The organism is Variovorax robiniae (assembly GCF_037889955.1).
Classification (GTDB): Bacteria; Pseudomonadota; Gammaproteobacteria; order Burkholderiales; family Burkholderiaceae_C; genus Variovorax; species Variovorax robiniae.
This window is the reverse complement of the sequence record NZ_JBBKZS010000002.1, coordinates 372,724-391,632: the sequence shown is the minus strand read 5'-3', so window position 1 is coordinate 391,632 and position 18,909 is coordinate 372,724. Positions and strand designations below refer to the sequence as shown.

Genomic DNA, 18,909 nt, shown 5'->3' with positions numbered 1-18,909 from the left:
TAAATACCCGGATTTGTGTCATAATCGAAGTCTTCGCTACACGTTGTAGCGACTTCTTGCATCTCCCCGTCTTGCACTAGCGCCCAAACGAATGGGCCCGGCCTTCGCGAAAGCGATCGCTGTATGTCGTTGGATGGTTGATGTTCTTAACCACCCGACGGGGCGCCGCCTACGGCAGCGCTCGCGTAGAGAAAAAAGTTACATGACTGACGCTTTTGAAGTGCAGGGCGAGTTCGCGCCTGTGCAATCCGCATCCGCTTCCATCAACGATTTCGCGCCCGCCGAATCGCATTCCGACATCACCTTGCTGGACACGCTCGACGTCGCCGCCGAAGAACAAGTCGAAACCGCGCCCAAGGCGCCCAACGGCTTCATCCGCCTCGGCCTGGCCCAGGAACTGATCGCCGCCGTCGCCGACCTCGGCTACGACCAGCCGACCACCGTGCAGGACAAGGTCATCCCCTTGGCCATGGGCAGCAACGACGGCGCCTCGAAGTTCATCGACCTGATGGTTTCGAGCCAGACCGGCAGCGGCAAGACCGCGGCCTTCCTGCTGCCCGTGCTGCACACCTTGCTGAAGCAGGAAGCCGAAGCCGCTGCCGCCGCGCAAGCCGAGTTCCAGCGCCAGTGCGACGAAGCCATCGCCCGCGGCGAAGCGCCCCCGAAGAAGGCCAAGCGCAAGGACCCGACCAGCCCGCGCAACTTCAAGGCCGCCACCCCCGGCGCCCTGATCCTGTGCCCGACGCGCGAACTCGCGCAGCAGGTCGCCCATGACGCCATCGACCTGGTTCGCCACTGCCGCGGCCTGCGCGTCGCCAGCGTGGTCGGCGGCATGCCGTACCAGCTGCAAATCGCCAAGCTGCAGAACGCCAACCTCGTGGTCGCCACGCCCGGCCGCCTGCTGGACCTGCAACGTTCGATGCAGATCAAGCTCGACCAGGTGCAATTCCTCGTCGTCGACGAAGCCGACCGCATGCTCGACCTGGGTTTCGCGGACGACCTCGCCGAAGTCAACCAGCTGACCATCGAGCGCAAGCAGACGATGATGTTCAGTGCGACCTTCGCGCCGCGCATCCAGCAACTGGCCGCCCGCGTGATGCGCGCGCCGCAAAAGGTGCAGATCGATTCGCCGCAAGAGAAGCACGCGAACATCAAGCAGTCGCTGTACTGGGCCGACAACATGGTCCACAAGCGCAAGATGCTCGACCACTGGCTGCGTGACACCACGATCAACCAGGCGATCGTTTTCGCCAGCACGCAAGTCGAGTGCGACGGCCTCGCCAACGACCTGCAGCAAGATGGCTTCAGCGCTGTCGCACTGCACGGCGCCCTGAGCCAGGGCCTGCGCAACCGCCGCCTGATGGCCCTGCGCCAAGGCCAGGTGCAGATCCTCGTCGCGACCGACGTGGCTGCCCGCGGCATCGACGTGCCGACCATCACGCACGTGTTCAACTTCGGCCTGCCGATGAAGGCGGAGGATTACACCCACCGCATCGGCCGCACCGGCCGTGCCGGCCGCGATGGCATCGCTGTCACGTTCGCCGAGTTCCGCGATCGCCGCAAGATCATGGACATCGAGCACTACAGCCACCAGAACTTCAAGGCCGAGACCATTCCTGGCCTGGAACCGCAGCAGCGCATGCCGCAATCGCGTCCGCAAGGCTTCGGCGGTGGCCGTGACCGTGGCGATTCGCGCGACTTCCATTCGCGTGACCGCAAGTTCGGCGGCGGCAATGGCGGTGGCCATCGTGGCGGCCCGAGCGGCGGCTATGCCGGCGCCAGCGGCTTCAACGACCGTGGCGCACGCCCCCCGATGGGTGCCGGCGCTCCGCGCGGCTTCGGCGGCGGTCACAACGCCGGCTTCGGTGGTGATCGCGACCGTGGTGGTGAAGGCAACTACGGCCGCAAGCCGGGCTGGGGCGACAACGCCGCCCCGCGCGGCAACTTCGGCGGCGGTGGCCGCAATGAAGGCTTCGGCGGCGCGCCCCGTGGCCACGGCGGTGGCGGCAAGGTCTTCGTGCCGCGCGACGCGCAGCAGAAGCGCGGCTTCAAGCCCAGCCGCTGATCAGGCGATAGCACCATGACAAAGGCCCGCTTCCGAAAGGAGCGGGCCTTTGTTCATTGGGCATTGGCGACTTTTGCGCCAGGCGCCGTGCCGGCGATCAACGCCGACGGGCGAGTTCCTGTTGCGGTTCGAGCGACCAGTTCGCCATGGCCTTTTCGGCTGCACGTGCGTTCTCCTGGTCGATGCGGCGCGCCGCAAGCTGGGCGGACATCTCCAGCTTCTTCAGGTCGCGTTGCGTGAGTTCGTCGTTGGGTGCGAAGCTGAAGCAGCAGAGCGTGCCGTACACGCGCCCATCGTTCAGGATGACCGGCGTGCTCAGGTGTGCGCCGACCGGGAAGGGCGTTTCGGGCAGGCCGGCCGAGACGACGTAGTCCGCGGTGTTGCTCACCATGCGAGGCAGGCGGCCGTCGATGACGCGCTGGCAGAAGCTTTCTTCAAGTGGGTCAGACTGGCCGACTTCGATGGGGCGCTTGCCCGGTGCTGTCTCCACGCGCCGGAACACGCGCCGGTTGTCCACGAACTCCGAGACGAACACCACGTCCATCTTCAGGTGCTCGCGCAACAGGCGCAGGACATCGGGAACCACGTCGCTGATCAGGTCGTCGCCCCCTTCGGGCGTGGCCACCAGCAGTTCGGAGATGCGGACTTCCAACATGTCCGGTTCGTATCCGTGGTCTTTGGTTAACAAGTTCAATGAAATGGTCCTCAGGCTTGGTCGATCGATCAAGTTTAGACAAGGAAACAATGATTTCGCCAGCATACTGGTGCCGTGGCCCTCGACCTTTTGCACCGATTGTCCGAACTGACGCTGCCTGTTGCCGTGACGCATGGAAGGGATGTGGACGCGGTGCGCGTGCTGGCGCTGGCCGGGCACATCAAGGCAACGATTCCGAAGCCGGTGCGAACGCTCGATGGCTACGATCAGCCGCCCGCAGTCGTCGCCTCGATCACGTCGTTGGGGCGCAGCATGATCAAGCGCTTTCCTCGGCGTTGAGTTCGGGGGGAGGAGTCTTGGGCGGCGGTGGCAACGGCATCGTGGCGACGTTGGCCGCGCCAATGAAAAAAGCCTGCTACCGATGAAGTAGCAGGCTTTTCATTGTTGGTGGTGGGCCCTGAGTGACTCGAACACTCGACCTACGGATTAAGAGTCCGCTGCTCTACCAACTGAGCTAAGAGCCCCTGAGCTCACATTGCTGTGATCAGGTTTGGATGCCAGCGATACATTGCTGTGTCGTTAACTTCCAAGCCCACGAGTATAGCATGACTTTTGAAGGGGTTACGCCTCTTACAAGGTTCGGATCACATTTATCTGACGCGGGAATCCATGCTGCACTGTCGAAGGAGGCGCGGCGCTAGGATGCGCGCCTTCCGCACCTTTGCGCACTTCTCAAGGACACCTCCCATGACCGAGCCTGCTTCCACTCCCGCACATGTCGTGCTCACCGGCGCCGCAGGCGCGCTGGGCCGTGCGGTCGCGCAACAATTCCTCGACTTGGGCGCTCGCATCGCCTTGCTCGACCACCATGCCGACAAGCTGGCCGAGGCCTTTCCCGGGCTCGACAACTCGGCGCACTTGCTGATGGCCTGCGATGTGACCTCCGCGCAGTCGATGGGCGAGACGGCGGCGAAGGTGCTGGCGTCGTTCCAGCACGTCGATGCGGTGGTGCATGTGGCAGGCGGCTTCGAGATGGGAGCGCCGGTGCATGCCTTGGAGCGCGCAAGTTGGGATCGCATGATGAACCTCAACGCCTGGTCCTTCGTCGCAGTAAGCCAGGCCTTCGTGCCGGCGATGATCGAACGCAAGAGCGGTTGCGTGGTCGCGGTCAGCGCCGGGTCGGCCTCGCGCGGGCTGGCGGCGATGTCGGCCTACGTGGCATCGAAGAGTGCGCTGCAGCGCCTGGTGGAAGCATCGGCGGCGGAGTTGAAGCCACACGGCATCCGCGTCAACAGCATCGCGCCGACGATCCTGGACACGCCGGCCAATCGGCAGGCCATGCCGGACGCCAATCCGGCCGATTGGGTGTCGACGGCGGTGGCGGCGCAGACCGTCGCGTATCTGGCGTCGGCGGGCGCGGAGGCGCTGCACGGACAGCATCTCTTGCTGGACTGACCGAAGGGTCCGCCAAAGGAAAAGGCCCTGGCGGATGCCAAGGCCTTTTGGATTCGTTGGTGGAGAGGAGGAGGATCGAACTCCCGACCTCCGCATTGCGAACGCGGCGCTCTCCCAGCTGAGCTACCCCCCCAACGCGGTGCGAGTGTAGCGCGATTCACGCGTATTCGCGTGGCGTGCAAAGATCATGACCCCTTCGTCCGCATCACAAGGAATTGCACATGGCGCCGCATGACGATCCCGCCTGGCTCGACCGCATGTACGACAACCGGGCGCGTGTGCCCGGACATCCCGCGTACTTCGCGCGGTGGGCGGAGTTTTCGGCCCGCGTCCGGGCGGCCCAGCCGGAGGGTGTCGACCTGCGCTACGGCGACGGCGCCAACGAAACGCTCGACGTGTTCCGCGCGGCCGATGCAAACGCACCGGTGCTGGTGTTCATCCATGGGGGCTACTGGCGTGCGCTGGACAAGCGCGACCACTCGTTCCTGGCGCCCGTCTTCAACAAGCGAGGCGTCTGCGTAGTGGTGCCCAATTACGCGCTGTGCCCGGGAGCTGTCGAGCAGCCCGTGACGATTCCCGATATCGCCCTTCAGATGGTGAAGGCGCTGGCCTGGACCTCGCGCCACATCGCGGAACACGGTGGCGATCCGGCGCGCATCACGATCGTCGGCCATTCCGCGGGGGGCCATTTGGCGGCCATGCTGCTGGGCTGCGACTGGAAGGCGCTCGGGCTGCCCGTGCTGACGGTGCGCAATGCACTGTCCCTGTCGGGCTTGTACGAGTTGCTGCCGCTGATGCACACGCCTTCGCTGCAGATTTCGCTCCGGCTGACCGAGGAGGATGCGCGCCGCGCCAGCCCGGCGTTGTGGAAGGCGCCCCGGAACGGACACCTGTACACCGTGGTCGGTGCGGAGGAGAGCGAGGAGTTCCTGCGCCACAACGTGTTGATCCGGCGCGCCTGGGGCCGGCGCGCCGTGCCCGTCTGCGAGGCGCTGCCGGGGCTCCACCACTTCAGCATCGTCGATGCGCTGGCAACGCCGGACCACAGGCTCCATCAACTGGCGATGGAGCTGCTGCTGCAAGCTACATGAGCAGGTGTTCGCCGGCGTTGTCGCCGCCGAGGGTCACGTAGTTGACCTTGCGGATGTCCATCAGCTTCTTGCCGCCGGCGTAGCTGATCGAGCTCTGCACGTCCTGCTCCATCTCGACGAGCGTGTTGGCCAGCTTGCCCTTGATTGGCTCCAGGATGCGCTTGCCTTCGACGTGCTTGTACTCGCCCTTGTTGAAGTCGCTGGCCGAGCCGTAGTACTCCTTGAACAGCACGCCGTCCACCTCGACCGTCTTGCCGGGCGATTCCTCGTGGCCCGCGAACAGCGAGCCGATCATCACCATCGAGGCGCCGAAGCGGATGCTCTTGGCAATGTCGCCATGGTCGCGGATGCCGCCGTCGGCAATGATCGGCTTGGTGGCCACGCGCGCGCACCACTTGAGCGCCGACAGTTGCCAGCCACCGGTTCCGAAGCCGGTCTTGAGCTTGGTGATGCAGACCTTGCCCGGGCCGATGCCCACCTTGGTCGCGTCGGCGCCCCAGTTCTCGAGGTCGATCACGGCTTCGGGCGTGCCGACGTTGCCGGCGATCACGAAGGACTTCGGCAGCTTCTCCTTGAGGTAGCCGATCATGTTCTTCACGCTGTCGGCATGGCCGTGGGCGATGTCGATGGTGATGTACTCGGGCACCAGGCCCTTGGCGACGAACTGGTCGACCGTGTCGTAGTCGGCCTTCTTCACGCCGAGCGAGATGGAGGCGAACACGCCCTTGGCCTGCATGTCCTGGACGAACTTGACGTTGTCGAGGTCGAAGCGGTGCATCACGTAGAAGTAGCCGTTCTGCGCCAGCCAGAGGCAGATGGTCTCGTCGACCACGGTCTTCATGTTGGCCGGCACGACCGGGATGCGGAAGCTGCGGCCGCCCAGCTCGACGCTGGCGTCGCACTCGGAACGGCTTTCCACGCGGCACTTGCGCGGGAGCAAAAGGATGTTGTCGTAGTCGAAGATTTCCATGATGAACCAGGCTCCTGAAAGGATCGTTTGATTGAACGAATGAGCGCTTGGTCCGGCCGGCCTTTGCGACGCCCCGCGAAGGGACGCCCACAAAAAACCGGGCGCAAGAAACTTGGGCCCGGTGTCTGATTCTACGCCATCGCATCGGGGCGGACTCAAAGCGTGTTCGTATACCCCCTATACGCCGCGCAGATGCGCCGCGACCGGGGTGGGCGCGCTTCCTACAATCGAAGGATGCTCACCGAACTTGCGCCACAGACTGGCTCGCCCCTGCTGCAGAACCTCAATCCGGAGCAACTGGCCGCCGTCACTCTGCCCGCGGGCAACGCGCTGATCCTGGCGGGCGCCGGTTCCGGCAAGACCCGCGTGCTGACCACGCGCATCGCATGGCTGATGCAGACCGGGCAGGTGTCGCCGGGCGGCATCCTGGCCGTGACCTTCACCAACAAGGCCGCCAAGGAAATGATGACGCGGCTGTCGGCCATGCTGCCGGTGAACGTGCGCGGCATGTGGATCGGCACCTTCCACGGCCTGTGCAATCGCTTCCTGCGCGCGCACTGGAAACTGGCCGGGCTGCCGTCCACCTTCCAGATCCTGGACACGCAGGACCAGCTCTCGGCCATCAAGCGGCTGATGAAGCAGTTCAACGTCGATGACGAGCGCTTTCCGGCCAAGCAGACGCAGTGGTTCATTGCCGGCGCCAAGGAAGACGGCCTGCGTCCACGCGACGTCGAGGTGCGCAGCGAGGACGATCGCAAGAAGGTCGAGCTCTACCAGCTCTACGAGGAGCAATGCCAGCGCGAAGGCGTGGTCGACTTCGGTGAACTGATGCTGCGCAGCTACGAACTGTTGCGCGACAACGACCCGGTGCGCGAGCATTACCAACGCCGCTTTGCGCACATCCTCATCGACGAATTCCAGGACACGAATCGCTTGCAGTACGCCTGGATCAAGATGCTTTCTGGCGTGACTGTCGAAGGCACTTTCCGTCCCGGCAGCAACAGCGTGGTCGCGGTGGGCGACGACGACCAGAGCATCTATGCCTTCCGCGGCGCGCGCGTGGGCAACATGGCGGACTTCGTGCGCGAGTTTGACGTGCAGCAGCAGATCAAGCTGGAGCAGAACTACCGCAGCTACAGCAACATCCTCGACTCGGCCAATGCGCTGATCGGCCACAACACCAAGCGGCTCGGCAAGAACCTGCGCACCGAGCAGGGGCCGGGCGAGCCGGTGCGGGTGTATGAATCGACCAGCGATTTCGCCGAGGCGCAATGGATGGTCGACGAGATCCGGCAACTGGTGCGCGACGGCATCGACCGCAGCGAGATGGCGGTGCTCTATCGCAGCAATGCGCAGAGCCGGGTCATTGAAACTGCGTTGTTCAATGCCTCGGTGCCGTACCGCGTGTACGGCGGGCTGCGCTTCTTCGAGCGCGCGGAAATCAAGCATGCGCTGGCCTACTTGCGCCTGCTAGAGAACAAGGACGATGACACCAGCTTCCTGCGCGTGGTGAACTTCCCGCCGCGCGGCATCGGTGCGCGGAGCATCGAGCTATTGCAGGATGCGGCGCGGGCGCGCGGGCAGTCGCTGCACGATGCGGTCTCGGCGTTGCCGGGCAAAGCCGGTTCCAACCTGTCCGCCTTCGTCTCCAAGATCGACGTGCTGCGCGAGCAAACGCAGGGCATCTCGCTCAAGGAAATCATCGAGCTGGTGCTGGACCACAGCGGCCTGGTCGAGCACTACAAGGCGGACCGCGAAGGCGCCGACCGGCTGGAGAACCTGGACGAACTGGTGAACGCGGCCGAGAGCTTCGTCACGCAGGAAGGCTTTGGCCGCGATGCGGTGGCGCTGCCGGTGGACGAATTGCGCCAGAGCGCCGCCAGCCAGGGCATCGATCCCAGCCGGCCACTGCTGGACATCCCGCTGGCCGACCTCACGCCCGATGCCGACACCGGCGAGACGTTGAGCCCGCTGGCCGCCTTCCTCACGCATGCGGCGCTCGAGTCCGGCGACAACCAGGCCAAGGCCGGGCAGGACGCGGTGCAGCTGATGACCGTGCACGCCGCCAAGGGGCTGGAATTCGATTGCGTGTTCATCACCGGCATGGAAGAGGGCCTGTTCCCGCACGAGAACTCGATGAGCGACCGCGACAGCCTGGAGGAAGAACGCCGGCTGATGTACGTCGCGATCACGCGTGCGCGCAAGCGGCTGTACCTGAGCCATTCGCAGACGCGGATGCTGCACGGGCAGACGCGCTACAACTTGCGCAGCCGCTTCTTCGAGGAGTTGCCCGAGGGCGCGTTGAAGTGGCTGACGCCGAAGCAGCAGGGCTTCGGGGGATACGGCGGCTCGGCGGGCGCGGGGCGTTCGGGCGGTGGCGCTTCGGGGAATCGCTACGGTTCGGGCTCAGGCTATGGCGGCAGCGGTGGATACGGCAGTGGCGGTTACGGCGGCGGCAGCCGCGCCCCTGAAACCTATGGCAGCGGCCCCGTGCCGGTGCAGAAAGCCGCCCCCTCGCACGGGCTGCGCATCAGCCAGCAGGTGTTCCACAACAAATTCGGCGAAGGCACGGTGATGGCGCTCGAAGGCAGCGGGGACGATGCGCGCGCGCAGATCAAGTTCTCGCGGCACGGGATCAAGTGGCTGGCCTTGTCGGTGGCGAAGCTCACACCGGTTTGACCGCGCCGTTTGAACTCACGAACAGAGCAAGCAACGCCGAACTCTTTTCGTGGGCGCCCGTGGAACCGGCTTTGCCGGGCCACCGGGTGCGCCCCCTTGAGGGGGAGCGCCGAAGGCGCATTCGGGGGTGAGTCAATCCCCTTCGAAAGTGTCGCGAAAGCTGAACCAGGTGGAGCTGAGTGGCATCGCCGCCAGCGACAGCGCGCAGGCGATCATGAGCGCGCCGCCCAGCACCGACGCCGCATCCCCCAGCGCCAGCGCGCCGACACCCACCAGCAGCGTCGCGATCAGCGCAAAGCCAACCGCGGCGATCATGCAGACGCCGAACCAGCACAGCAGGAACATCGCGTAGGCGCTGAAGTTGCGAAACAGCGCCACCAGGCTGAAGAACAAACTCTTGACCGGCTCGACGCCGTGCCAGTGCACGAGCCCCGGCGCATGCCACATGGCCAGCGACAGCGGCAGGTTCAGGCACATCACGAACAACTGGGCCAGCTGGAAGCGCTTGCCGGCCATGACTTCCGGCGTGAGGTTGTTGTTGAGCAGGTAGGCGCCCGCGACCAGGCCGCCATCGATGATCGCGGAAAGCCCGACCACCACCGCGAAATAAAGGGCCGAGATGACGCCCAGCACCATCATCGGCCGCCAGCGCAGGCGCAAGGCCTCGATGGCCGCGCGGAACATGGCGGGGCCGACGGGCTTCGGCGTCTCGGGGTTGCTCGCCACCGAGGCGGCAACCATCATGCCCAGCGTCAGCACCGGGACGAACAGGAAGGGCAGGAAGCCGCCGAGGAAGGGCACCTGCGCGACGATCGAGATCAGCGCCATCAAGGCGAAGAACAGCGAGATGAAGGCCAGCGGCTGACCCCAGAATGTGCGCAGGCCGAGGCGGACCCATTCGACGCCTGAGCGGGCTGGGACGAGGTGAAGTTTCATGGTCAGGCGGCCTGCAATGGGGGCCGCACGTGGATCGGATCGTCAAGTTGCCGGACGCGCTGCCGCAGCACGCGTTCGAAATGCGTGGGGTCGTGCGGCTTGAGCATGCTGGCTTCGCGCGGCAGGTGGAAGTCCCACAGGCGCGAGATCCAGAAGCGCAGCGCGGCGGCGCGCAGCATGGCGGGCAGCAGCTTGCGTTCGGCCGGGTTCAGGGGGCGCACGGCGCAGTAGGCGTCGAGCAGGGCGGCGGTGCGATGCGCGTCGGGTGTACCGGTGGGCAGGTCGATGGCCCAGTCGTTGAGGCACACCGCGAGGTCGAACAGCCAGGTGTCGGTGCCTGCGAAGTAGAAGTCGAAGACGCCGGTGAGGTGCGGATTGCCGTCGTCGTCCACCGAGAACATGGCGTTGTCGCGGAACAGGTCGGCATGGATCGGGCCGCGCGGCAGGGCCTGGTAGGCGGGGGACTCGGCCACGTGGTTCTGGTAGGCCAGTTCGCTCTGCAGCAGGGCGGATTGCGGGGCGTCGAGGTAGGGCAGCACCACGGGCGTGGTTTCGTTCCACCAGGGCAGCCCGCGCAGGTTGGGCTGGATGCGCGGGAAGTCGCGTGCCGCGAGGTGCATGCGTGCCAGCAGGCGACCCAGTTCGTTGCAATGCGCGGCGGTCGGCTGGAGTTCGCTGTGGCCGGCCAGCTTCTGCACCACCGCCGCCGGCTTGCCCTGCACCGTGTGCAGCAGCTCGCAAGGCGCGTTGGCGGCGCGTTCCAGGGCGTGGCCCATCGGCGCGAGGTGGATGGCCGGGTCGGCGGCCGGTGCGGGCACCGGAATGCCGCGTTCGGCCAGGTGCTGCATCAGGCAGAGATAGTAGGGGAGCTGGTCGAAGTGCAGGCGCTCGAAGAGCGTCAGCACGTATTCGCCGCGGTCGGTGGTGGCGAAATAGTTGGTGTTCTCGATACCGCCCTGGATGCCGCGCAGTTCGCGCAGTTCACCCAGGTCCAGGCGCTGGAGCAGCGCGCGCGCTTCGTCCGGCGCGACTTCCGTGAAGACAGCCACGGACGTTCAGAACTTGAAGACGTTCCAGACGCGCGGGCCATTGCCCCCGGCGTCGGACTGGCCAGGCTGGCCCTGCTGCACGCGGGCGCCGGTGCCCGGCAGCACCTCGTACTCGGGCGCGGTGCCCTTGGGCTTGACGGTGATGCTCTGCGTCTGCCCGCCATAGCGGACTTCGTCGACCGTGGCGTTGCCGTCCTCGACGTGGATGTTCTCGATCTTCTGGTTCTGCCGGCCCGATGCGCCGTCCGGGACGGGCCGCTGGTCCGGCGCGGGCTGCGCCGGCGCCGGGGATGGGGTCTGGGCCTGCACTGCGGCCAGCGGCAATACACAGGCGAATACCGCAAGGGTATGGCGAACGGGCGGCAAATGGAGTCGGCGCATGACCCGGATTGTAGGCCGCCGCTCATGCCCGCGTTGCCAGAAGGTGTGGGTGGCGCGCGTCAGCCGGGGACGCTTTCGGCGCCGGGCAAAATGGCCCGATGACCGACAAGAAAACGCTGCTGCTCGTCGACGGATCGAGCTACCTTTACCGTGCCTTCCACGCCATGCCGGACCTGCGCGCCGTGCCCGGCGACGCGACCAGCCCCGCCACCGGCGCCATCCGCGGGATGATCAACATGACCCAGGCGCTGCGGCGCGAGGTTCGGGCCGACTACGCTGCCTGCGTCTTCGACGCGCCGGGCAAGACCTTTCGCGACGACTGGTATGGCGAGTACAAGGCCAACCGCTCGCCCATGCCTGATGACCTGCGCAGCCAGGTGGCGCCGATTTACGAGGTGGTGCGTTTGCTCGGCTGGCCGGTGATGGTGGTGCCGGGCGTGGAGGCGGACGACGTGATCGGCACGCTGGCCCGCACCGCCGCCGACCAGGGCGTGGAGGTGATCGTTTCGAGCGGCGACAAGGACATGAGCCAGTTGGTGGACGAGCACATCACGATCATCGACACGATGAACGGCAAGAAGCGCGACGTGGCTGGCGTGACGGCCGAATTCGGCGTGCCGCCGAACCTGATGATCGACTATCAGACGCTGGTGGGCGATTCGGTGGACAACGTGCCGGGGGTGGAGAAGGTCGGGCCCAAGACTGCTGCCAAGTGGCTGCTGGAGTACGGATCGCTCGATGGTCTGATTGCGCGTGCGGCGGAGGTGAAGGGCCAGGCCGGTGAGAACCTGCGCAAGGCGCTGGACTGGCTGCCGCAGGGCAAGCGACTGGTGACGATCCGCACCGACTGCGATCTGGCCGAGCATGTGAGCGGGCTGCCCGCACTGGACGCGCTGGTGCCCGGCGCACAGCAGGTGGATGAGCTGAAGACCTTCTATGAGAAGTACGGTTTCAAGAGCCTGGTGAAGACGCTGGAAACGCATGCCGTGCCGCCGGAACTCATCGAGGAGAGCAGCAAGGGTGAGAAGGGTGCCAACCCCAATCCGGGCCTGTTCGACGAGCCGGCGATGGCAGCGGCAGAGAAGGTCAGCAACCTGGCCTACGACACCGTCATGACGTGGGAGATGTTCGACGCCTGGCTCGCGAAGATCGAGGCCGCCGAATTGGTCGCGATCGATACCGAGACCACCTCGCTCGACGAGAGCCGCGCCGAAATTGTCGGCATCAGCTTCAGCGTGAAGCCGGGCGAGGCCGCTTATGTGCCGGTCGGTCACAACTATCCCGATGCACCGGCGCAACTGTCTCGCGACGAGGTGCTCGCGAAGCTCAAGCCCTGGCTCGAGAACGGCGCGAAGAAGAAGCTCGGCCAGCACGTCAAGTACGACCGCCACGTGTTCGCGAACCACGGCATCGAGGTGCAGGGCTATGCGCACGACACGATGCTGCAGAGCTACGTGCTCGAAGTGCACAAGCCGCACGGACTGGCGAGCCTGGCCGAGCGCCACCTGGGCCGCAGCGGCATCGACTATGAAGACCTCTGTGGCAAGGGTGCGCACCAGATCTCGTTCAGCCAGGTGGCGATCGACAAGGCGGCCGAATATTCCTGCGAGGACAGCGACCAGACGCTCGACGTGCACCTCGTGCTGTGGCCGCAGTTGCAAGCCGACGAGAAGCTGTCATTCATCTACCAACTGGAGATGGACAGCAGCGAGGCGTTGTATCGCGTCGAACGCAACGGGGTGCTGATCGACGCGGCGCAGCTGTCGGCGCAGAGCCACGAACTCGGCACCCGCATCATGGCGCTGGAGCAGGAGGCCTACGAGATCGCGGGCCAGCCGTTCAACCTCGGCTCGCCCAAGCAGATCGGCGAGATCTTCTTCAACAAGCTCGGCCTGCCGGTGATCAAGAAGACGCCGAGCGGCGCGCCCAGCACGGATGAGGAGGTGCTCGAGAAGCTGGCCGAGGACTACCCGCTGCCGGCCAAGATCTTGGAGCACCGCGGCCTGTCGAAGCTCAAGGGCACGTATACCGACAAGCTGGGCCAGCTCGCGAATCCGCGCAGCGGCCGCGTGCACACGCACTACGCGCAGGCGGTGGCGGTGACGGGGCGCCTCAGCAGCAACGACCCGAACCTGCAGAACATCCCGATCCGCACGCCCGAAGGCCGCCGCGTGCGCGAGGCCTTCGTGGCGCCGGCCGGCAGTGTGATCGCGAGTGCCGACTACTCGCAGATCGAGCTGCGCATCATGGCCCACCTGAGCGACGACGCTTCGCTGCTGCGTGCCTTCACCGACGGCATCGACGTGCACCGCGCGACCGCCGCCGAAGTCTTCGGCAGCACGCCGGACCAGGTGTCGAGCGAGCAGCGGCGTTATGCCAAGGTGATCAACTTCGGGTTGATCTATGGCATGAGCAGCTTCGGCCTGGCGCGCAACCTGGGCATCGAGAACAAGGCGGCCGCGGCGTATATCGACAAATACTTCCAACGCTATCCCGGGGTAAAGGTCTACATGGACGAGACCAAGGCGCTGGCCAAGGAAAAGGGCTACGTCGAGACAGTGTTCGGCCGCCGCCTCTACCTGCCCGAGATCAATTCGCCCAACGGCCCGCGCCGCGGCGGCGCCGAGCGGGCCGCCATCAACGCGCCGATGCAAGGCACGGCGGCCGACCTCATCAAGCTGAGCATGGTCGAGGTGCAGCGTGTGCTCGATGCCGAGCAGCGCGGCACGAAGATGATCATGCAGGTGCACGACGAACTGGTCTTCGAAGTGCCCGAGGCCGAGGCCGACTGGGTTCGCACCGAGATCCCGCGCATCATGGCCGGGGTGGCCGCGTTGAAAGTGCCGCTGCTGGCCGAGATCGGCTTCGGACCGAACTGGGACAAGGCGCACTGAGCCGCTTGACACGATTGATAAGATGAAAACCGTCCGGCATTCGCGCTGAGCGCATTTGAGCCGTCCTTCGGGGCGGCTTTTGTTTTGACCCATGAACCTGATCGCCATCATCGTTGCCACCCTGGTCGCCGGCATCGGCAGCGTCTGGATTGCGGCCCTGCTGCTGCGCCTGGGCGTGCAGCGCAACGACAGCGCCCACGGCGCCCAATACCTGCTGAGCCTGGCGGCCGGCGCACTGCTGGCCACCGCCTTCATGCACCTGCTGCCCGAGGCCTTCGAAAGTGGCCTGGAGCCGGCCACGCTGTTCGCGATGCTGCTGTTCGGGCTGGTGGTGTTCTTCCTGCTCGACAAGGCTGAGTTGTGGCATCACGGGCATGAGCACCATCACGACCACGGCGAGGCGCATCACGACCACGGCCATGGCCATGCCCATGCGCATGCGCACCACCATGACCAGCCGCGCGCGGGCGGCTGGGCCGTGCTGACCGGCGACAGCGTGCATTGCTTCGGCGACGGCGTGCTGATCGCTTCCGCCTTCATCGCCGACCTGCGCCTGGGCATGGTCGCCGCGCTGGCGGTGCTGGCGCACGAGGTGCCGCACCACATTGGTGACCTGGTGGTGTTGCGCCAGACCTCGGCCAACCCGCGTGCCGCGCTGGTCAAGGTGTCGCTGGCGGGCACCATGACGGCCCTGGGCGGGGTGGTCGGCTGGGCGTTGGTCGACTCGCTGCACGGCCTGCTGCCGTACTTCCTCGTGCTGGCCAGCAGCAGCTTCATCTACGTGGCGCTGGCCGACCTGATCCCGCAGTTGCAGAAGCGCCTGACCACGCGCCAGACCGCGGCGCAGATTGCCTGGCTGGCGGTCGGGATCGTCCTGGTCACAGGTGTGAGCCGCCTGGCGCATGGCGGGCATGACCATGACCACGGGCATGGCCATGGCGAGCCGCACGCGGCGTATCGTCCGACGACATCGGAACCTGCTCGGATTTAACCTTTGGAGCCAAATCAGGCGCACCATCGGGGGGTCTGAGAGGAAAAATCCAAGGAGCACGATCATGAGCAGGGCCCCATCCACCCGCCGTACCGTCAAACCGCCCCCTGGCGCGCCCGACGTTCCCATGCTTGGCGATGGCCTGGACGCGTCCGAGGACGACCTGGCCGGCGAACTGGAAGAAGAAACCGGTATCGACCTGAGCGATGCCAGCGAACTCGATGCCGACAATGTGCCGATCGACGAGGAGTTCGATCGCGTGATGCAGGCGCCTGATTAGTTGCCGCGCCCTCAGGCGTTGCGGACCGCCGCGCGCACGGCGGCCTTGACGGAGGGCCGGTCGGCGTAGAAGTGAAGGTCTTCCACGCCTTCCGATGTGGCCTTGGCGGCGTAGGCCGTGATTTCCGCGGCCGTCACCTTGTCCAGTTCGCCGGCCATCGGCACGATGAGGTCGTGTTCGGCGCCGGCTGCCTCCCACAGCCTGATCGAGGTGGCATAGGTGTCGGCCGGGTCGCCGTGCCCCACCTTTCCCTTGGCGCCGCGCCAGCATGCGAGCGGCAGCAGCACCGTCGCATGCGCGAAGAACGCGGCCCAGGGCAGGTGCGGGTGCTGCGCCATCGCGCGGTAGTGCGAGGTCACGCCGAAGGGCCGGCCGTTGGCCGCACTGCTGACGGTCTCGCAGAAACTGGTGGCCAGGTCCGCGAGGCCCGGGCGGTCCCAGTCGCAGGTGGCCTGGCCCGGCGCACCTTCGGGGCCGACGTAGTAGCCGTCGAGGCCGTGCGCGAAGAGTTCGACGGCCCCTTGCGCTTCCCGCATGGCCGGATCCCGCAAGGCCGAGGGCCGGCGCCACGCGTAGACCGCCATGCCCGCCGCGTGGAACACGTCGATGGCCTTGCGCACGTCATTGTCGGTGTGGATCGCCACGCCTGTCGCGCCGTACTGCCGCGCGCTCTCAAGGAAGCCGTTGACGTCGTCGTAGTGGACGACCCAGAGAACCTTTTTTCGAGACATGACAAGGCCGCCCGTCAGCATGGGATGAATGGAGCGTCCAGCGTGCGCGCGCTGGCGCGATTCGGCATCCCTTCTGCTGGGGAGTCCGCGGATATGTCGAGCTCATAGCATTCAAGGATGGCCAAATTCGCCATGCGCGCCGTCTCCCTCGCTCTTGCGGGTGCGGCCACGCTGTGCGTTGCTGCGGCGCCGGCACGGGAGGTGATGGTCTACCGAGGCACCTGCGATGCGTCGGCCGCCTCGGCGCTGGGCCCGGATCACTTCGTGGTGGCGAGCGACGAGGACAACATCCTGCGCATCTACCGCAACGGCCAACCGGAGGCGGTTTCGACCCTTCCGCTGGCCACGTTCCTCGGCAGCAGCGACGAGGAATCCGACATCGAGGGCGCAGCCACGGTCGGCAACCGCATCTATTGGATCAGCTCGCACGGCCGCAACAAGAATGCGAAGCCGCGTCCGGCGCGACAGCGCTTCTTCGCGACCGATATTGATGCGTCGACCACGCCCCCCACGCTGCGTCCCGTCGGCAAGGCCTATGCGGGACTGCAGGCGGACCTGCTGGCGACGCCGGCGGGACAGCAACTGGGCCTGGGACAGGCCGCACAGCGCGCACCGGAAGCGGAGGGCGGCTTCAACATCGAGAGCCTGGCGGCGACGCCGCAAGGGCCACTGCTGGTGGGATTTCGCAATCCATTGATCGGCCGCGATGCGCTCGTGATGCCGCTGCTGAATCCGCTGGAGGTGCTGGAAGGCCGGCCGTCCGCATGGGGCGCGCCTGTCAAGCTGCCGCTGGGCCGGCGTGGCTTGCGCAGCATGGAAACGACTGGCGAAGGCTACCTGCTGGTCGCTGGCCCGACCGCCGACACGGGCACCTTCGCGCTCTTCCGCTGGTCGGGGAAGGCGGCGGATGCGCAGGTGCAATTGAGTCACGTGGACCTCGGCACCTTGCGTCCCGAGGCGCTCTTCACCATCCCGGGCAGCAAGGAGATGCAATTGCTCAGCGACGATGGCGGCCTGACCTCGGGCGGTGTCGAATGCAAGGACCGCCCGCCGGCCGAGCGCACGTTCCGGAGCCTGCGCTTCAGCCCCTAGCAGGGCGTGAAGATCTCGCAGGGAGGGCCCCAAGATCGGGTCGCGGAGCGGAACCGTACTCCAGCGATCACTCGAGGGTGAAGCCGACCTTCAGCGTCACCTGCCAATGCGCGACCTTGCCATCCTTCACATGGCCGCGCGTTTCCAGCACTTCGAACCACTGGATGTTGCGCACCGATTCGCTGGCCTTGGCGATCGCGTTCTTCACCGCCTCGTCGCTGCTGCTCGGGGATGAGCCGGTGAGTTCGATGTGCTTGTAGATGTGCGTGCTCATGGTGTCTCCGTCGGGTTGGAAAGCAGACTCGATCCATCTTATGACCGATGACGCTGTCAGTACATGCCGACAGACAGTTGCCTGGCGTTGCGGCCCAATTCGGCATGACTGCAAGAGACCCCACGGCGACGCCCATGGATCCCGCACGCTGCTGCATCGTCGGCGGCGGGCCGGCCGGCATGATGCTTGGATTCCTGCTCGCGCGTGCCGGCGTGCCGGTGGTCGTGCTGGAGAAGCACAGCGACTTCCTGCGCGACTTTCGCGGTGACACGGTGCATCCGTCCACGCTGGACGTGATGGCCGAACTGGGGCTGCTCGACCGCTTCCTGGCCCGGCCGCATGACGAGGCGCACAAGTTGCGCGCGCATGTCTCGGGGCAGGAGATCGGCCTGGCGGATTTCACGCACCTGTCGACGCGCTGCAAGTTCATCGCGCTGATGCCGCAATGGGACTTCCTGGATTTCATCCGCGACGAAGCTGAGCAGTACGCGGAATTCCGCCTGATGCTGGACACCGAAGCCACCGGGCTTGTCGAGCGCGATGGGCGCGTGGTGGGTGTGCAGGTCATCACTCAGGAGGGTGCATCGCAGGTTGTCTGTGACCTGGTGGTGGCGGCGGACGGGCGCCGCTCGGTGTTGCGCGGTGCGGCCGGGCTGGTGGTGCGCGACATCGGCGCGCCCATCGACGTGCTGTGGATGCGCCTGCCCAAGCGCCCCGACGACCCGGACGGATCGGGCGGCTACATCGACGCGGGTCGCTTCATGGCGACGATCGACCGCAGCAGCTACTGGCAATGTGCCTACGTCATTGCCAAGGGCGGGATCGCGGCGATCCAGGCGCGCGGGATCGATGCCTTTCGCGCCGACGTTGCGGCGATCGTGCCGACCTTCGCCGACCGCATGGACCAGATCGCGAGCTGGGATGACGTGAAGCTGCTGAGTGTGACCGTGGACCGGCTCGAGAAATGGTGGAAGCCGGGGCTGCTGTGCATTGGCGATGCGGCACATGCGATGTCTCCGGTGGGCGGTGTCGGCATCAACCTCGCGGTGCAGGATGCGGTGGCCGCGGCCAACATCCTGCGTGATGTGCTGGCCGATCCGAACGAGGGCACCCATGCCATCACGGCGCTGCTGGCGCAAGTGCAGGAGCGGCGCGAGTTTCCAGCCAAGGTGACGCAAGCGGTGCAGGTGGCGGTGCAGAACCGCGTGCTCGCGCCGGTGCTGAAGGGTGGCGCGGAGAAAGGCCAGCGATTCACGGTGCCGTGGATCTTGCGGCTGGCGCAGCGCTATCCGATCCTGCAGGGCATTCCGGCCTATGCAGTCGGGATCGGCGTGCGGCCCGAGCACGTTCGGAAGGGGTAGGCCGC

General features: G+C 66.0%; 17 protein-coding genes and 2 tRNA genes. 10 read left to right on the top strand and 9 right to left on the bottom strand.

Annotated elements, in window-relative coordinates:
• Positions 1 to 202 precede the first annotated feature (202 nt).
• On the top strand, positions 203 to 2,065 hold the full coding sequence (locus WKW79_RS06030; RefSeq protein ID WP_340334202.1) for a DEAD/DEAH box helicase: 1,863 nt from the start codon (positions 203 to 205) through the stop codon (positions 2,063 to 2,065).
• A 97-nt stretch (positions 2,066 to 2,162) separates the two neighbouring features.
• Here the strand turns inward: WKW79_RS06030 and WKW79_RS06025 are convergent, their stop codons facing one another.
• The gene (locus tag WKW79_RS06025; RefSeq protein ID WP_340334201.1) at positions 2,163 to 2,720 is read right to left on the bottom strand and encodes a GAF domain-containing protein; all 558 of its coding nucleotides are present in this window, start codon (positions 2,718 to 2,720) and stop codon (positions 2,163 to 2,165) included.
• 114 nt (positions 2,721 to 2,834) lie between these two features.
• On the opposite strand from WKW79_RS06025, the gene WKW79_RS06020 reads away from it, so the two are divergent.
• Positions 2,835 to 3,059 carry a hypothetical protein gene (locus WKW79_RS06020; protein ID WP_340334200.1) on the top strand — a complete coding sequence of 75 codons (225 nt, stop codon included), beginning with the start codon at positions 2,835 to 2,837 and terminating at the stop codon, positions 3,057 to 3,059.
• Positions 3,060 to 3,168: 109 nt separating this feature from the next.
• Here the strand turns inward: WKW79_RS06020 and WKW79_RS06015 are convergent.
• Positions 3,169 to 3,244, bottom strand: a tRNA-Lys gene (locus WKW79_RS06015).
• 223 nt (positions 3,245 to 3,467) lie between these two features.
• On the opposite strand from WKW79_RS06015, the gene WKW79_RS06010 reads away from it, so the two are divergent.
• Complete coding sequence (locus tag WKW79_RS06010; RefSeq protein WP_340334199.1) at positions 3,468 to 4,175, top strand: SDR family NAD(P)-dependent oxidoreductase; 708 nt, start codon at positions 3,468 to 3,470, stop codon at positions 4,173 to 4,175.
• A 57-nt stretch (positions 4,176 to 4,232) separates the two neighbouring features.
• Here the strand turns inward: WKW79_RS06010 and WKW79_RS06005 are convergent.
• Positions 4,233 to 4,308, bottom strand: a tRNA-Ala gene (locus WKW79_RS06005).
• Positions 4,309 to 4,396: 88 nt separating this feature from the next.
• Here WKW79_RS06005 and WKW79_RS06000 point away from each other — a divergent pair.
• Entirely contained in the window at positions 4,397 to 5,266 is an 870-nt protein-coding gene (locus WKW79_RS06000) for an alpha/beta hydrolase (protein ID WP_340334198.1), read from the top strand.
• Here the strand turns inward: WKW79_RS06000 and WKW79_RS05995 are convergent.
• Positions 5,259 to 6,236 carry a GMP reductase gene (locus WKW79_RS05995; protein ID WP_340334197.1) on the bottom strand — a complete coding sequence of 326 codons (978 nt, stop codon included), beginning with the start codon at positions 6,234 to 6,236 and terminating at the stop codon, positions 5,259 to 5,261. The two genes, WKW79_RS06000 and WKW79_RS05995, sit on opposite strands and share 8 nt — an antisense overlap.
• A 234-nt stretch (positions 6,237 to 6,470) precedes the next feature.
• Here WKW79_RS05995 and WKW79_RS05990 point away from each other — a divergent pair, with 234 nt between their 5' ends.
• Entirely contained in the window at positions 6,471 to 8,915 is a 2,445-nt protein-coding gene (locus tag WKW79_RS05990) for a UvrD-helicase domain-containing protein (protein ID WP_340334196.1), read from the top strand.
• A gap of 132 nt (positions 8,916 to 9,047) precedes the next feature.
• Here the strand turns inward: WKW79_RS05990 and WKW79_RS05985 are convergent, their stop codons facing one another.
• The 3 genes from WKW79_RS05985 to WKW79_RS05975 are packed head-to-tail and all read right to left on the bottom strand — an operon-like array spanning position 9,048 to position 11,281.
• Positions 9,048 to 9,851, bottom strand: coding sequence for a BPSS1780 family membrane protein (locus WKW79_RS05985; RefSeq protein ID WP_340334195.1), 804 nt, complete (start codon positions 9,849 to 9,851; stop codon positions 9,048 to 9,050).
• A gap of 2 nt (positions 9,852 to 9,853) precedes the next feature.
• The gene (locus WKW79_RS05980; RefSeq protein ID WP_340334194.1) at positions 9,854 to 10,900 is read right to left on the bottom strand and encodes a homoserine kinase; all 1,047 of its coding nucleotides are present in this window, start codon (positions 10,898 to 10,900) and stop codon (positions 9,854 to 9,856) included.
• A gap of 6 nt (positions 10,901 to 10,906) precedes the next feature.
• Positions 10,907 to 11,281 (bottom strand): hypothetical protein, encoded by a 375-nt coding sequence (locus WKW79_RS05975; RefSeq protein ID WP_340334193.1) that lies wholly within the window; start codon positions 11,279 to 11,281, stop codon positions 10,907 to 10,909.
• A 98-nt stretch (positions 11,282 to 11,379) separates the two neighbouring features.
• Between WKW79_RS05975 and polA the strand changes: the two genes are divergently transcribed.
• The 3 genes from polA (at position 11,380) to WKW79_RS05960 (ending at position 15,446) form a co-directional block, all read left to right on the top strand.
• The gene (gene polA, locus WKW79_RS05970; RefSeq protein WP_340334192.1) at positions 11,380 to 14,175 is read left to right on the top strand and encodes a DNA polymerase I; all 2,796 of its coding nucleotides are present in this window, start codon (positions 11,380 to 11,382) and stop codon (positions 14,173 to 14,175) included.
• 91 nt (positions 14,176 to 14,266) lie between these two features.
• Positions 14,267 to 15,166 carry a ZIP family metal transporter gene (locus WKW79_RS05965; RefSeq protein WP_340334191.1) on the top strand — a complete coding sequence of 300 codons (900 nt, stop codon included), beginning with the start codon at positions 14,267 to 14,269 and terminating at the stop codon, positions 15,164 to 15,166.
• Between the two features lie 64 nt (positions 15,167 to 15,230).
• Positions 15,231 to 15,446, top strand: a complete 216-nt coding sequence (locus WKW79_RS05960) for a hypothetical protein (RefSeq protein ID WP_340334190.1) — start codon at positions 15,231 to 15,233, stop codon at positions 15,444 to 15,446.
• Positions 15,447 to 15,457: 11 nt separating this feature from the next.
• Here WKW79_RS05960 and WKW79_RS05955 read toward each other — a convergent pair whose 3' ends face one another.
• Positions 15,458 to 16,177: a hypothetical protein gene (locus WKW79_RS05955; protein ID WP_340334189.1), complete on the bottom strand. Its 720-nt coding sequence runs from the start codon at positions 16,175 to 16,177 to the stop codon at positions 15,458 to 15,460.
• A 117-nt stretch (positions 16,178 to 16,294) separates the two neighbouring features.
• On the opposite strand from WKW79_RS05955, the gene WKW79_RS05950 reads away from it, so the two are divergent.
• Positions 16,295 to 17,269 (top strand): DUF3616 domain-containing protein, encoded by a 975-nt coding sequence (locus WKW79_RS05950; protein WP_340334188.1) that lies wholly within the window; start codon positions 16,295 to 16,297, stop codon positions 17,267 to 17,269.
• Between the two features lie 67 nt (positions 17,270 to 17,336).
• On the opposite strand, the gene WKW79_RS05945 is transcribed toward WKW79_RS05950, so the two are convergent.
• Complete coding sequence (locus tag WKW79_RS05945) at positions 17,337 to 17,543, bottom strand: dodecin (RefSeq protein WP_340334187.1); 207 nt, start codon at positions 17,541 to 17,543, stop codon at positions 17,337 to 17,339.
• A gap of 134 nt (positions 17,544 to 17,677) precedes the next feature.
• On the opposite strand from WKW79_RS05945, the gene WKW79_RS05940 reads away from it, so the two are divergent.
• Complete coding sequence (locus WKW79_RS05940; protein ID WP_340334186.1) at positions 17,678 to 18,904, top strand: FAD-dependent oxidoreductase; 1,227 nt, start codon at positions 17,678 to 17,680, stop codon at positions 18,902 to 18,904.
• The last annotated feature ends 5 nt before the right edge of the window (positions 18,905 to 18,909 follow it).

Excerpts from the sequence above, each read along its gene's own strand:
- WKW79_RS06030 (WP_340334202.1), top strand. The coding sequence starts at position 203 with ATGACTGACGCTTTTGAAGTGCAGGGCGAGTTCGCGCCTGTGCAATCC.
- WKW79_RS06025 (WP_340334201.1), bottom strand. The coding sequence starts at position 2,720 with ATGTTGGAAGTCCGCATCTCCGAACTGCTGGTGGCCACGCCCGAAGGG.
- WKW79_RS06010 (WP_340334199.1), top strand. The coding sequence starts at position 3,468 with ATGACCGAGCCTGCTTCCACTCCCGCACATGTCGTGCTCACCGGCGCC.
- WKW79_RS06000 (WP_340334198.1), top strand. The coding sequence starts at position 4,397 with ATGGCGCCGCATGACGATCCCGCCTGGCTCGACCGCATGTACGACAAC.
- WKW79_RS05995 (WP_340334197.1), bottom strand. The coding sequence starts at position 6,236 with ATGGAAATCTTCGACTACGACAACATCCTTTTGCTCCCGCGCAAGTGC.
- WKW79_RS05990 (WP_340334196.1), top strand. The coding sequence starts at position 6,471 with ATGCTCACCGAACTTGCGCCACAGACTGGCTCGCCCCTGCTGCAGAAC.
- WKW79_RS05985 (WP_340334195.1), bottom strand. The coding sequence starts at position 9,851 with ATGAAACTTCACCTCGTCCCAGCCCGCTCAGGCGTCGAATGGGTCCGC.
- WKW79_RS05975 (WP_340334193.1), bottom strand. The coding sequence starts at position 11,281 with ATGCGCCGACTCCATTTGCCGCCCGTTCGCCATACCCTTGCGGTATTC.
- polA (WP_340334192.1), top strand. The coding sequence starts at position 11,380 with ATGACCGACAAGAAAACGCTGCTGCTCGTCGACGGATCGAGCTACCTT.
- WKW79_RS05965 (WP_340334191.1), top strand. The coding sequence starts at position 14,267 with ATGAACCTGATCGCCATCATCGTTGCCACCCTGGTCGCCGGCATCGGC.
- WKW79_RS05960 (WP_340334190.1), top strand. The coding sequence starts at position 15,231 with ATGAGCAGGGCCCCATCCACCCGCCGTACCGTCAAACCGCCCCCTGGC.
- WKW79_RS05955 (WP_340334189.1), bottom strand. The coding sequence starts at position 16,177 with ATGTCTCGAAAAAAGGTTCTCTGGGTCGTCCACTACGACGACGTCAAC.
- WKW79_RS05950 (WP_340334188.1), top strand. The coding sequence starts at position 16,295 with ATGGCCAAATTCGCCATGCGCGCCGTCTCCCTCGCTCTTGCGGGTGCG.
- WKW79_RS05945 (WP_340334187.1), bottom strand. The coding sequence starts at position 17,543 with ATGAGCACGCACATCTACAAGCACATCGAACTCACCGGCTCATCCCCG.
- WKW79_RS05940 (WP_340334186.1), top strand. The coding sequence starts at position 17,678 with ATGGATCCCGCACGCTGCTGCATCGTCGGCGGCGGGCCGGCCGGCATG.